At 50.1% G+C, this 14501-nt stretch carries 10 protein-coding genes; all 10 read right to left on the bottom strand.

Annotated features, from left to right (window positions below; genetic code table 11):
* Positions 1–37: 37 nt before the first annotated feature.
* Positions 38–1006 carry a M15 family metallopeptidase gene (locus MKY92_RS02870; protein WP_339299058.1) on the bottom strand — a complete coding sequence of 323 codons (969 nt, stop codon included), beginning with the start codon at positions 1004–1006 and terminating at the stop codon, positions 38–40.
* Between the two features lie 239 nt (positions 1007–1245).
* On the bottom strand, positions 1246–2058 hold the full coding sequence (locus MKY92_RS02865) for a hypothetical protein (RefSeq protein WP_339299056.1): 813 nt from the start codon (positions 2056–2058) through the stop codon (positions 1246–1248).
* A gap of 46 nt (positions 2059–2104) precedes the next feature.
* Positions 2105–5308: a DEAD/DEAH box helicase gene (locus MKY92_RS02860; RefSeq protein WP_339299054.1), complete on the bottom strand. Its 3204-nt coding sequence runs from the start codon at positions 5306–5308 to the stop codon at positions 2105–2107.
* A gap of 205 nt (positions 5309–5513) precedes the next feature.
* The gene (locus MKY92_RS02855; RefSeq protein WP_164783412.1) at positions 5514–5933 is read right to left on the bottom strand and encodes a chemotaxis protein CheW; all 420 of its coding nucleotides are present in this window, start codon (positions 5931–5933) and stop codon (positions 5514–5516) included.
* A gap of 625 nt (positions 5934–6558) precedes the next feature.
* Entirely contained in the window at positions 6559–7506 is a 948-nt protein-coding gene (locus MKY92_RS02850; RefSeq protein ID WP_339299052.1) for an aminopeptidase, read from the bottom strand.
* 95 nt (positions 7507–7601) lie between these two features.
* Entirely contained in the window at positions 7602–9554 is a 1953-nt protein-coding gene (locus tag MKY92_RS02845; RefSeq protein ID WP_339299051.1) for an alpha/beta fold hydrolase, read from the bottom strand.
* Between the two features lie 60 nt (positions 9555–9614).
* Positions 9615–10181: a TetR/AcrR family transcriptional regulator gene (locus tag MKY92_RS02840; protein ID WP_339301658.1), complete on the bottom strand. Its 567-nt coding sequence runs from the start codon at positions 10179–10181 to the stop codon at positions 9615–9617.
* A 433-nt stretch (positions 10182–10614) separates the two neighbouring features.
* Positions 10615–11913, bottom strand: a complete 1299-nt coding sequence (locus MKY92_RS02835) for an ABC transporter substrate-binding protein (RefSeq protein ID WP_339299050.1) — start codon at positions 11911–11913, stop codon at positions 10615–10617.
* A 783-nt stretch (positions 11914–12696) separates the two neighbouring features.
* The gene (locus MKY92_RS02830; protein WP_215078168.1) at positions 12697–13533 is read right to left on the bottom strand and encodes a carbohydrate ABC transporter permease; all 837 of its coding nucleotides are present in this window, start codon (positions 13531–13533) and stop codon (positions 12697–12699) included.
* Positions 13533–14414, bottom strand: coding sequence for a sugar ABC transporter permease (locus MKY92_RS02825; RefSeq protein WP_036607341.1), 882 nt, complete (start codon positions 14412–14414; stop codon positions 13533–13535). The genes MKY92_RS02830 and MKY92_RS02825 overlap by 1 nt, the downstream gene beginning before the upstream one ends.
* Between the last annotated feature and the right edge of the window lie 87 nt (positions 14415–14501).

Here is a 14501-nt window from a genome sequence, read left to right as displayed (position 1 = left end):
TATTAACTAATCAAATGGAAACCATAGGTAGGCCTGATTACAACTTGATATTAGCCTCATCGAAGTATTCTTCCAGAGTTAACCCACTCTTCGCCACGTCCGGTGCCAAATCTGTACCGATGTACCGGATATGCCAAGGCTCATAGACGTAACCTGTGGTATCTTCTTCACCTTGCAGATAACGGATGACATATCCGTATTCTGCAGCGTGTTCAGCCAACCACTGGCCTTCCTTCGATGTGCCAAATACCTCTTCCAGCACATTGCCCACACTCGGGCTGGATACATCAATGGCAAGACCCGTCTGATGTTCGCTTCGGCCTGGCACAGAACTCACGCGATCTGTGTATTCTTGACCTTTGGTTTTGACATTATTGTTATAGATGGATACCTGACGCTGATATGAACGATAACCGGACACTGCACGAAGCTCAATGCCGTCCGCTTTTGCACCTGCAAACAACTTCTCCAGTGCCTCCGCAGCTTCCTTGCGCATATGCCGCTTCTCGTGTGGTTCGTCGAAGGAGAACGGTACATTTGGCTCTACCAGATCGTCCGGCTCGTACCCGTCAGGCAGACTCCGTTGCTTGTTCACAATGACGGTCATAGACTCAGCATTGGTCACCACAGATTGTGCATCAATCGTCGTTTGCAGTGCGCTGATACTGCGTTTCTCCAGCAATGGATCTTCCGCTGTCGCACCATTCCCATTGTCCGAAGAGCCCTGCCCTTCGCCTGCTGAAGCATTCCCAGACTCGCTATTCGTGCCTTCACCGCTGTTGCCAGAAGATGATGAGTCATCCCCGCCAGCATTGTCGCCATCCGTTCCTTTATCCTCCGTAAAATGAACCGTTGTGCCGTCCGACTCCTGTTGTGTGTTACCTGCTCCATTCGGATTCTGGCTCTCCTCTGTGCCGTTCTGGCACGCCGTAAGCAAAACTCCGCATATCATCAATGAGGACAGCATAACCACCATGCGGCGCTGTCTTCCTGTAGTTGATTTCATGTAAAAACTCCTATCGCAATAATATAAATGTTGTCTAGTTGTTGTATGCAATGTTCCCTGCGACAGTATACCTTAATTGGGAACGAAGCTCCACTAGTAAAGACGTCCTTTAGAAGAGATCCGAATGAACATATACGGGCTGTACAGCCTGTATGATCGTTTTTTGGACTTTTAGAGCAACATGCTGCAATAAAAACAAGCAGGGGTGATCTGAGATCTCCCCCGCTCTGATGCGTGCATCATTTGGTTGCCGGGCTGTCCGTCTTCTTCTGGACAGCCTGCCACATCCGCGCGGCTACACGCTCGCGGATCAAATCCAGCCCTGCGGTGGCCGGCACGCCCGGCAGCAGCGCCGTCAGCTCCGACAAGGCCGGCGGCTTGCCCGGCTGCGCGAGGCGCACCTCAACGGCGCCAAAGCCCGGCCCCGGCTGGTGCATGGCGCCGTCCGCGGCAGCCTCGGCGATCCACTCGCCGACGGCAGCGCCGCCTTCGCCGCCCCGCACTTGCGGGCGGCCAGCCGTTTCCGCTGCGCGGCCGGGGCCGCTGGGATCATGGGCGAGTTCCTCCGCCCATGCCCCCAGCACGCCGGCGAGCAGCGCTTCGCGAGGCAGGCCGGCGTGCGCCAGCTGCAGCAGCGGCTCGGCCGCGAGGCGCGCGGCTACGGCGCGCTCAGCGGCCGCGGCATGCGCGCAGCTGGGGCGGCCGCAGGTGCACGCCACGGCCGTGCTGGCCGTTGCTGCGCCTGGCGAGCCCTCGGGCGCTTGCGTAGCCGGCAGCAGCCCGGCGAGCTCCTCGGACGCCGGGCCGCCGCGCAGCAGGGCGTACAGCGTCAGCGGGCGCTTGCGCAGCTGAGCCAGTACAGCCTCGCGCTGGGCTTCTCTCAGTCGCGCGGGCGTTCCCGTGACCGTGAACATGCCTGCGGCCGATCCGGTCTTGCCCTCAGCAGCGGAAGCGGAAACGGAAACTTCCTGGTCCGCATCCGCTGCTGTATTTACTTCTGCTGTCCATCCACCGGGGGACATATGCAGCTCGATCTTCCATTTTTCGCTCACAATAATCCCCCTTTCTCGACATCTATATTCCTCTGAATGTTCAAGGTCACAGCCAAGTCTCACCCTGAAGAGAGATCAGACCACGCAGCTCATCATCCGACATCTCAGTCAGCCAGTTCTCACCCGAACCAACGACCTGCTCGGAGAGTGCCTTCTTGCTTTCAATCAGCTCATCAATCCGTTCCTCCAGTGTTCCCTGACAGATCAACTTATGCACCTGCACGTTGCGATTCTGTCCGATTCGGAATACACGGTCCGTCGCCTGATTCTCAACCGCGGGATTCCACCACCGATCATAGTGAACGACATGACTCGCCCGTGTCAGATTCAGACCCACACCTCCGGCACGAAGAGATAGAACAAACATGGACGGCCCCTCGCCTTTTTGGAAAGTCTCCACCATCTCATCCCTTTGCGCCTTCGACACACCACCGTGCAGGAAATAAGGCTCTTCTTCATATCGCTGTTTCAACCTCGACACCAACAAATCTCCCATGGCAACATACTGCGTGAAGATCAGGGCAGATTCCCCGTTATCACGGATGGCGTCCAGCAGTTCAAGCAATCGTTCCATCTTACCGGATGCCTCAGCCTTGCCGTGGTCTTTCCGATTGCTGTCCGCCAGCACCGGATGATCACAGATCTGCTTGAGCTTGGTCAGGGAGGACAGCACAATCCCCTTACGGGCAATGCCATTTCTGCCGTCCAGACCACCCATCAGATCATCCACCACACGCTGGTACAACACCGTCTGCTCTGGCGTCAGAGAACAATAGGATTTCAGTTCAAGCTTCTCTGGCAGATCCTTGCGAATATCCGGATCACTCTTAAGCCTGCGCAGCATGAATGGAGATACCAGTCGATGAAGCTCACGCAAGGATGCTGCATTTTCTTCGGATGGCCCCAGTCCCGTATACCGCTGACGGAACGATGAAGCTGTGCCCAGATACCCCGGATTGAGAAACTGGAAGATCGACCAAAGTTCGCTCAGTCGGTTCTCTACAGGCGTTCCCGTCATCGCAATACGATGAAGTGTAGACAGGCGCATGACGCTTTGCGCTTGCTTGGTACGGTAGTTCTTAATATATTGTGCCTCATCCAGCACAATGGTGGACCAGTGCAACGAAGCCAGATCCGGGCCATCTCTGCCTGCCAGATGATAGGTCGTCAGTACAATGTCATGCGTCTGCGCTTCTGCCTGGAATTCGTTCCCGTGCAACCGTTGCCCGCCATGATGAATGTACAGCGACAGATCCGGGGCAAACCGCTTCAGCTCACGCTGCCAGTTTCCAAGCAGCGAGGTAGGACACACAATAAGTGCAGGCAGATGAACAGGCTGGTCATTCGTGTGCTGATCCGCCGGGAAAGAATCATCTGATCCATTCAACAGCTCATTCTCACGAGCTTCCTCTTCAGCTGCCTGGCGTTCCTCGTGTTTGCGGTCCAGCAGACAGGTAATTACCTGAATGGTCTTCCCAAGTCCCATATCGTCCGCCAGACATACACCAAAGCCCAGCTCACGCATCGCGGACAACCATTGATAACCTCGTTCCTGATAAGGTCTTAGTTCACCGTGCAATTCTGCCGGAACCTGACGAGGCTCAATGCTGCGAAGCACCTGTCCATCGAGCAGGAAAGCAAGCATCCCATCAGATTCGGCGCCAAAGACGGAAAGGCCCTTCCATGCGGAATCCTCCCCTTCATCCGCTGCCAGATGCAGCCATTCGGAGAGAGGCATATATTGTTCTTCTTCTTTTTTCATATAACGAAGGACTTGGCGAATCTCTTTTGTATCCACTTCAATCCATTCACCGCGGAACATGACATACGGGACCGTGGATTCAGCGAGTGCTGCCAGTTCCTCCGCCGTGACCGGTTTACCATCGAGCATTGGCTCCGCCTTGAAAGCAACCAATTGTTCCATGCCCAGTGCCGATGTGGCTCCAGGCAACCGCTCTGTTCCCCGATTCAACATCTGCAGACGCAGTCCCGCACGACGTTTCCCGGCACGACTCCACCTTGAAGGCATGAGAACGGTTATCCCGGCCTTCTGCAAACGTGGAACCGCATGCGTGAGAAATTCAAAGAAACCCTGCTGCTCCAGCTTAATTTCCTCCGGACGGGCGGTAAGCAGCGCCGTCTCCAGTTCAGGTGCCAGTTCTGCTGCTTGCCCGAGTGCCATCAATAATTGCTCTGCCGCCGAGGTATATAACACCTTCCCCCGGTCCAAATCTCGCTCTGGATGTGCCCAGATAGTCCGTGCAGGCAACCTCAGGCTTGGTTCCTGCTCACTGTCCACCCAAAAGCTGATTCCCCAGATTGTTTCATGTTCGCCCAGTGGAGGCTCCAAGCGGAGCACCAGCTTCAATTGGCCTACCGCAGGCGCCATCTCTTCTGCTCCCACGCTTGGCATTGACGTTCCACCAACTTCTTGCAGCGTATGAATAAACGCTGTCATATCTTCCGTCGGCCCTTGCACCGTCACAGGACGGAACATCGAGATGAGACTGTTCCACCAGAGTTCGGCTACTGGCGAAGATCCACGTCGATATGGGGTGCGGTAACGGGACAGTTCACTGTCCATGCCCTCCAGTTCACTTGTCACTACAGCATGAATCATGCCACTCATGAATGAAAATAATACCGCAGCCCCTGCTTCTTCACGCGTTTCCGGTTCCAATGAAGCATAAGCTCCAGGAGCAGAAAGTCCAATCGGAGGCATCGCTTCAGCAAGATCGCGGAAGCGTTCGATGTCCTCCTCCTGCTGCAAGCGTGGCCGCCATACGCCTGTTAATGTCTCTTGCCCGGTCCGTCGCCGTGCTCCGGTCTTTGCTGCGAATTCAGCCGATGGAGCAATTGCTCCCCGCAACAGCAGCTCCTGTGTGAACTGCGCTGCTTTGATCCAGTAACGCATCTCTTCTCCAACCTGAATTCCGGCTGCATTTAACAAACGGTCATCCCATTGCAGCAGCAACCTGAAGGCATCCTTAGGCGAGACTGCCAATCCTTCCAATGTGCGCCCCAGCAGTTGACGCCGCTTCGTGTTCTTGGCTTCAGCCGTGTTCCTCAGCGGATTCGGCCAACGCAGCTCCGCAAGACGCAGAGCGGCAGGCTGAAACAGACGACCCCCGTCGCCAAAATTCAACCTTCTTACCACGTGGCTCCATGCATCCACACGCGGTTCCGATGTTTCACCGGAAAAACAAAAAAATACGTCACCAAGCCATACTCCATACAGCGATTGCATCATTAAAGTCTCCCGTCATCCCTTCGCATTGTTACTCTCCATCATATACGAAAATGACCGGATTTAAAAACCTTTGCCCATAAAAAGTGGTTATTTCAATGGTTAGCAACACAAAAAAATGTCCCTTCTCCCGAAAAGCGGATGAGGAACATTTGGGTAAACCGAAGGATAATACTGAATATTGAAAGAATTACGGATCGTTATACTACTATGATCTGATCAAGCTGCCCAGCAATACATCCAGGTTCAAAATGCCCGCACGATGATCTTCACAGAACCCGATTTTGTCAAAAACGCCAAGCATGAAACGGCGGTGTTCCTCAGCTGGTTCCTCGAAACGATCGTAACTTACGACAGAATCGACCATATCTACGATCAGCGGTACAAATCCACCTTTGTAAGGCACCACAATAATACGTGTAGAAGAGGTATCCTCCTGATCCGGCATGCCTAACAATACACGAAGACTCACAACCGAAACGACCTTACCATACAACGAAGCAAAGCCCCGGATCTCCGGACTTCCAAATGGAACTGTTGTTACCTGTACCATTCTGATGATCTCATGAACTTCATCGATTCGTAGTGCAAAGATCTGGTCTCCTACCGAAAAATTAATATATTGCATTCCCTCGTCCATAGTTATCCCCATACCCTCTCATTCCTTATAATCAGACTACTTTCGTCCCATTAGATGTTACTTTGGTGTATCGGTTATTTTGGATCAAATGTTTAGGCTTCAGATCAATTTTGCCAACTTCAGCAGACGTTGCATTACGGTTGCTATCTCCGCTCTGCTCATTTGCCCTGTTGTAGAGGGTGGTGGAAGTCAGTCGTTTAAATATTGAGCGTAAGTAACCTGACATTCGATTGAAAAATTATATTCAATAAAAAGACCAAAGATCAGCTTTATGCCGATTTTTGGTCTTTTTTATCCCCATATATTATGGATCTGTTTCTATGTTTTCAAATACTTGGAACAAAAAATCGTTATTCCTGTGGATAACTTGTTTAATTACTCCAAAACGACTGTTTTATCACATGAAAATACGAGTTATACCTGATTTGTGGATAAGTTGTGCACATATTGCACACATGCTGTGGATATCTTTGGCGTTTCATGTGGATATTCATTATTTTAATGTGGACATGTTGTGTATTTGTTTGTAAATCTGACGTAAAATCCGAATTTTCGCTTTAGTTATCCATTACTGTGGACACGTTGTGGACACGCCCAATTTCCTTCGCTGTAGTTATTCGACCAATTCACCCTGACGAATGATCAGCTTGTCATCGATGTACACGTCCGGCTTTTGTACAACTGCATCAATATGAACACCTGCGGCGATCGTTCCACCAAATGTGTTATTGCTGCCAAAGGCCACATGAATTGTACCGTATACCTTCTCATCTTCAAGCACCACACCCGTGATTCGCGCCTTGTTATTGGTTCCAATTCCGAATTCGCCGAGAAAGCGGCCATCCCCCTCGCCAAGTGTTGCCAGTAATTGTGCCCCATCCGGGCCTTCAGCTGACACCAACCGTCCTTCCTTGACGGTTAATATCAACGGTTCACGAAGTGCACCGATTCCAGCAACGGAGCCATCTACAACAATACGGCCTTCCCCTTTACCTTCAACCGGAGCAATATAAGCTTCTCCTGACGGCAAGTTGCCCGATTCACCGGGGTTCAAATACATACCTGTGCTTGGTACACCGTTACGATCTTCAATGGAAAAGGAAAGACTATGGCCCTGCTTCTCTATTCGCACATGGCGACCTGTGGTTAATAGAGCCGTTACCTTCTCGGTCAACGCCTTTACTTGCGAATATTCAGCTGTAATAGCTCCGTTCACAAACATATCCTCTGTCATGCCAGGCATTGTTGCCACTCGGGTACCAGAGGCAGCGGCTTTTTTGCGTGCCTGGGTATGTGTTAATGAATATCGCGTTACACACACGGCTACATCTGCTCGAATCATGGCCTCTGCAATCGGCGCAGGTGGCTCTTCTCCAGATCTGCTACGTTCCTCCATGATTAACAGGACTGACTCTGCTCCAAGTGCTTTGCCTGCCTCATAGATGGATTCAGCCAGATCCCGTTTCATATCGTCTGCGACAACTACCAGATTCTCTCCGCTGCGCAGTCCGAGACATTCCGTTAGCACATTTTTACTGATTTCCACACGTTGCTTGCTCATACATTCATCTCTCCTGTCTTTGGTTAATCCTCTTCGCAACTCGACTTGACCCTTTCGACAGTTGGCACAGGATTCCTGCATGTCCAAGCCTGAACTCACCTCAAGGTATCAGCCCATTCGGCGAGGATTGCAGCTGTTTCCTTATATTGAAACGTCGGAAAGTAATGTCCATAGGGTACATCTATCCGTTTGACCTGTGAGTTCATATCCTGGGGATAGTGATATTCCTGATCTTGATTGGCCCACACAACTAATACATTCTTGGCATAATGCTGACTTTCCATTTTCGCCCACAACGTTGATCTGGCGCCTTTCCTCTGACCCGAGTGAATCCAGCGCAACAAGTCTGCATGTGCTCCTGCAATGCGAGGGGACTGGAGACTGGAGCGTATTCTCTTGCCCATGGTATCGGCCATAACACTGCTGTCGCCTACGCCGCTATGTGAACTGAACATTTGATTCCAACTTTTCTCCGATCTGCCACGCAGCAGGGAGCGCATCACCCCTCTTGGCAAACGGGAAATCCATCTCAGCACATTCGGATTCGAATTGTTAGCTACTGGCTGAAGCAACCCCAGTCGAATGTCTGTCCGCCCGCTACGCATCTGTGCCTCAGCTGCAATAGCAGCACCGATCGAATGCCCCACCAGCTTCACCGGACCTTCAAACTCACCGAGCGCCGTAAGCAATGCATCCACCTGACCTTCAAATGCTTCTTCCCCCTGATGTACAGGGGACCGTCCGAATCCGGCGAGATCGATTAACCATACCGGGTTCCCGGTCCGGTCCCTAAGCTGTTGTCCCAAAGGTAACATCTCATCCGCAGATTGAAGCAAACCATGTACAATAATCCAAGGCTCTCCCTCACCCTCCCAACCAAGCATAGCCATATTTCCGCTCCGTGACCGAGTATAATCTGTCGGAAAACCCTCAGGTAACGGCGTATACCGCAGACGATAGTCCAGATCGGCTGTAACCAGCGGAAGCTGTTCCCGGATGTCCGGCCAGTTTTGCCCCATACGTGTGAACAGTGCCTCCGTCTCTTCAACCGGGAATGACCTGTTGGTAATAAAAGCAACCGACTCCGCTGGAACACCACTGATGCGTGAACCACCTGATCTCATGATCCATTGAATCCATGGTAGTGGCACAGCCCCTTTTGGCTTGGGTACGTCCAGTTGCTGCGCCAGAAGTTGCAGCAGTTCCTTCATATTGGGACTGTCTTTCTTCCGCGCCAATAGTGGATAGGTACCTCCAACTGGAGCTGTTTCCCTGGATAGAAAAACAAGCGTCTGTGCAACAAGGTCATTCTCCACAAGCGGTAACCAATAGGATGAACCTCCTGGCACGACCGGCATAAGTCCTTTCTGAATCGCCTGAATGAGCAGCCCAATCCCACCCGTTTGCTCGGTTTCACCTGTGGGACGTGGTCCAACCACTGTACTCGGATTTACAACGGATAAGGGATAGTGATGCTGTTTTGCATGCTCGCGAATATGCAGATCGGCATGAAACTTCATCTCTTCATATGCACTTTCATTGTTATCCACATGCTCAACCTGGAGATAATTCCCCTGTTCATTCCGCTCTCCATAAGGACTCATATAACCAACAACGTGGATAAAGTGTCTCAATCCATGAGTACGGTGGATTTCCTGTGCTAGCTGTGCCACTTCTCTGGCTCCATTCATGAATATCTGCTCAGCTACTTTTCGTTCCAAAGTGACGTCCATCGTTCCACCCGCATGAATGATCACATTTGCTTCAAGAGCACGCTCCCGGTCCGCTGCGGTAAGTCCAAGACCCGACTTGGACAAATCACCTGTAATAAAGGTAATCCGGTCGAAATCCTTCACTCCATAAGCCTTCAGCACAGTTCTGGCTCGCTGTTCTGAACGAACCAGCAAGAGCAATTGTGCGTCTCCCTGCGTGAGTTGTTTGACCGTTTCTTTGCCGATAAAACCTGTACTTCCTGTCATAAAAATGGTCGTACTTGCCATATTAGACTTACTTATTACCTGATTCATGTTTGTTGTATGTACAATCATTCTGTTGCGGCTCCTTTTAGTACTAAATAGTACTAGTTATATTCAAAAAAAGAGCTTCGATTAACGAAGCATCTGACAAAACGTACGTGCCGATTGTTCTATAATCCCAACATCGCGGGCAGTTCCCGCTAGGATTAGTGAACCTTCCAGTGCTGCAATAAACAACAACGCAGCCGGTCCCGGTTCGATTTCTTTGCGAAATTCACCGCGATCCAAACCTTGCTGAAACAACTTCTCCACCATAGGTCTAAGCTCACGAAAGAATCTGGATATGCTTTCCTTCACTTGGGGTGCACTGTCCGGTGTCTGCATATATAACGTAACAAAAGGACAGCTCCCTTCGTAATTTCGGCCCTCAATGCCTGCCGACAGTAATGCCATAAACGAGTAGATACGCTCCTCCACTCCTCGCTCACGCTGACTGAGCAGCAGATACAGCTCCGACTCATACTGGGCAATCCAGTATTGTACCACGGCCTGAAGCAGTTCCTCCTTGTTTTTATAATGATAATAAATATTCGACTTGGATACCCCACTCACTCGCACGACTTCATCCATGCTGACGTAGCTGTACCCCTGACGCAGAAATAATTGTGCCGCCACTTCAACTGCCTTGGTCCGGTTCACCGGATTGGAACTCTTGGATTTGGCAGGTCCCGTGTTCATTTTTGGATTTGTCATATTTAGAACTATAAAGTACTAGTCAATTGAAAACAAGTATTTCTGTTAACAAAAGATCCTCTCTGGCTTAAGCCTCTCGTTACTTGTCCACATTTAGGTCATTATACACACAGGATATCCACATATAGTATCAACTCTGTGTTAAATACGTCATGAGATCGTTAAACTGCTTTTGGGTTATCCACATTTCAGGGATATTACCATCTATCATTTTTCCAGTAAGCACTTTTTAGCTCCTCGGAAAAACAAAAACAGGCCAACCAGAATAAGATTTCTGGCTAACCTGTTTCAATTGACTTATTTATCTAATGGACTAACTTTTCTATCCGAAAATTTCTGAACAGTTCCGGTAACCTGTGGATACTGTCCATGATCCGGATTATTTTTTCAGACTATCCCAGTTCTGTTGCAATGCGTCGAGCAATCCGGCTTTATCCGATTTGCCCGCAACGTAAGCCTGAATTGTGCTGCCATACTCTTGTGGAACCCCTTCAGGGAAACGGTTGAAGTTCCAGCTGAGTGTTTTATTTTCCTGGCTATACTTCATGATCTCTGTGGCGAGGTCACCCAGATCCTCTTCGGATGCCGTGATGGAACTGAATGCCGGGATGAATTTGAATTCTTTTGTCATGTATTGTTTCCCGATATCCGAAGTTACGAGCCATTCCAAAAACTCTTTTGCTTCCGGTTTCACTTGAGAGTTCTTGTTCACAACCCAATAGTTCGGCACACCGACAAACAATTTGTCATTTGGTTCATTAGTAATTGGCATTGGCAGGATACCCAGATTCAGATCCGGATCAATTCCATCAATCTGTACTTGAGTCCAGTTTCCTTGTTGCATCATCGCTGCTTCTCCACTCGCAAACAACGTAACTTGCGTATTGTAGTCTGTTGTCAGAGGGTTTTTGTTGCTGTACTTCAACGTTAAGTCGAGCAAGTTGATCCAGTCGGCGAACACTTGGTTGCCAGGAATTTTCTCCGTACTTTCGTTGAGTCCCTGGATGAATTTCACCGGATCTGCCTGATTTGCAAATGCCACGTTTACGTTATGATTGCCCAGTACCCACCACTCCTGATACCCGTTAGAGAATGGGGTAATGCCTGCGGCCTGAAGTTTCTGTGCAGCTTGATCCAATTGTTCCAGTGTCGTTGGAATTTCGGTAATACCAGCTTTTTGGAAGAGGTCTTTGTTATAAATGAAACCATAACCCTCCAGCGCCAGCGGCTGTCCGTAGAGCTTGCCGTCTTTGGTCATTGGCTCTTTGGCTACTTCGAGTGCATCCTTGGCCCATGATTCTCCAGACAGATCTTCCAGATATTCAAGCCATGTATCCAATTCACGATAACCACCTACGTTGAATATGTCCGGTTGTTCGCCAGCGGCAAACTTGGCTTTTAATGCAGCACCGTAGTCACTGCCGCCACCTACAGTTTGAATGTCCAGTTTGACGCCTGGATGGGAGGATTCATATTCCGCTTTGAGACGATTGAGCGCTTCCGCAATTTCGACTTTGAATTGAAAGATCTTAATAGTTTTATCTCCAGCAGCAGCCTCGCCACCACCTTGAGCATCCGTATTGACCGGACTACCACTCTTGTCTCCATTGCCACAACCCGCGAGCATTACCGAAAAAGCAATCAGCATAAGCAACGTCAACTTTGTCATTCTTTTCATACATACACTCTCCCTATAGTAGTTTCAGTATAACAGTTCCACTAATGAATATTTACACTGGCACTCCGATGACAGAATAACCTTCTGATCGCTGTTATCCCCAGATTTTTTTTGATCCATTATTAATGGGAAAAATCCAGGGATAGCGTATGCTTCCGAATCAGCTTTCTTCCAGAAAGCTTTTAGGCGAACGCTTCGCTTCTTCAAGTTATTTCTGTCCTCTCCGTTATCGTTGTAAATGTTTAGTTGAACTCAACTAGCATTTATCAAGAGAAGGAGCCCAATCTATCTGGGCATGACTCCCTTTGCACACCTCCATGCGAGGTGGGAGCAAGGGGATCAAGGATGCGTTGTAGGAGCGGAGCGTTCGCCTTGATACTCGGTGGCTTCCTTGCCCTAATACATTCAGGCCACCGTGGAGCAACAGCGACCGAAAGCGCAACTTGAGCCCGCAGCGACCCTTCCCTCCCACTCCCGCTCGATCCCGCCAGTGGCCCTTTTCTGCCTTACCGGATTTAGCTTTAAATCTTTTCTTTATTGCTCTTTTCCCCAGGAGTCATGCCCAAGCTATGCGGGCATGACTCCCTTTGCACACCTCCATGCGAGGTGGGAGCAAAGGGATCAGGATGCGATGTAGGAGCGGAGCGTTCGCCTTTGATACTCGGTGGCTTCCTTGCCCCAATACATTCAGGCCACCGAGGAGCACAGCGACCGAAAGCGCAACTTGATCCCGCCAGCGACCTTGCCTCGCACTCCGCCACAGCGACCCTTCCCTCGCAACACTCACCCTTTAACTGATCCAGCGGTAATCCCCTGAATGATATACTTCTGCATCAGCAGGAAGAAGATAATGATCGGCATAATACCGAGCACAAGTGCCGGCAAAGCCAGATCCCATTGCTTCGTATATTGTCCGAAGAGTGCAAAGGTCGCAATCGGGATCGTACGCAGGTTGGAGCTTTGCAGGATCAGGGATGGAAGCAGATAATCATTCCAAATCCAGAGTGTGTTCAGAATGATGACGGTTACATACATCGGTTTCATGAGTGGAAATACGATCCGGAAGAACACCCCGTAGACCGAGCTTCCATCCACGCGAGCCGCTTCCTCAATCTCCAGTGGGACGGATTTTACGAATCCGTGGAACAGGAAGACCGACATCGGTGCTCCGAAACCGAGATAACAGATAATGAGGCCGCCAAGGCTGTCGATCAATCCCAGATTACTGGTTACAGTAACGAGTGGAATCATGATAGACTGGAACGGAATCACCATGGCGGCAATGAACATGCCGAACAAAATCCGGTTGAACCGGGTATTGCTGCGAACCATTCGGTACGCGGCCATGGAACTGATCAGCACAAGCAACAGATTGCTGACCACGGTAACGATAAGCGAGTTCATCAGCGCCGACGGGAAGTTAATTTTCTCCCAAGCGTTCGCATAGTTGCCCCACTGGAATACTTCCGGCCATGCAGCTGAATTGGTGAGCAGATCACCGAAGGTTTTGACTGAATTCACAAACAGGAAGTAAAACGGAACCAGGAATAAAAGTCCAAGGAGTACCATGACAATCTCGGTTACTATGGTACTGAAGCGGTAATTTTTCGTCGTCTCCATTAGGCTTCTACCTCCTTGCTCTTCGTCAGACGTACCTGAATCATGGTGATGATGGCAACGATTACGAAGAACACGAGTGCTTTGGCGGTTCCGATGCCATATCTGTTATTTACAAAGGCTTCATTGTAAATATTAAGTGCAACCGATTCTGTTGATCCGAATGGTCCACCTTTGGTCAGCGACAGATTGAGATCGAACATTTTGAACGACCAGGAGATCGCCAGGAACAGACAGATCGTTACACCTGGCATAATGAGCGGAAGAATGATGCTCCGCAGTACCTGCCAGCGACTTGCCCCATCAATCTCGGCAGCTTCCAGTAGATCAGGGGATACATTTGTCAGAGATGAGATGTAGATGACCATCAGATATCCTGCGGTCTGCCATACAAACACAATCACGATTCCCCAGAAGGCAGTTGGTTCGTCTCCCAGCCAAGGAAGATTGAAGAAGGACCAGCCGGTTACATCGCCTACTGCTGAAAACCCTTTCACAAATATGAACTGCCAGATAAAGCCAAGCAACAACCCACCGATCACGTTAGGCATAAAAAAGATCGTACGCAGAATGTTTCTCGTCTTGAGCGGTTTGGTCAGGAAATACGCCAGGAAAAAGCCAATCACATTGGTCAGTACTACACCAACCACGGTGAAGCGCACCGTAAACCAAAACGCCGTTTGGAACTTCGGATCATTCGCAAAAACATGCACGAAGTTATCAAACCCTACCCAATTAATGTTCTCGGATACCCCGTTCCAGTCCGTGAAGGAATACACCATGCCAAGCAGGAAAGGGACCACGATGATGAGAATAAAAAACACGATGGAGGGACCCACGAACACAAGCTGCTGTAACAGCTGTGAAGATTTGCGATGCTTCATATCGTTCTCCCCTTCTATAGATGGATGAAATTGGTCTCTTTTTCTATTAAACCCCATTATCGCCGAGGGAAACACCGACCCTTGTGA

It is taken from the genome of Paenibacillus sp. FSL R5-0623 (assembly GCF_037974265.1).
GTDB lineage: Bacteria > Bacillota > Bacilli > Paenibacillales > Paenibacillaceae > Paenibacillus.
This window is presented reverse-complemented; position numbering and strand designations above follow the sequence as displayed.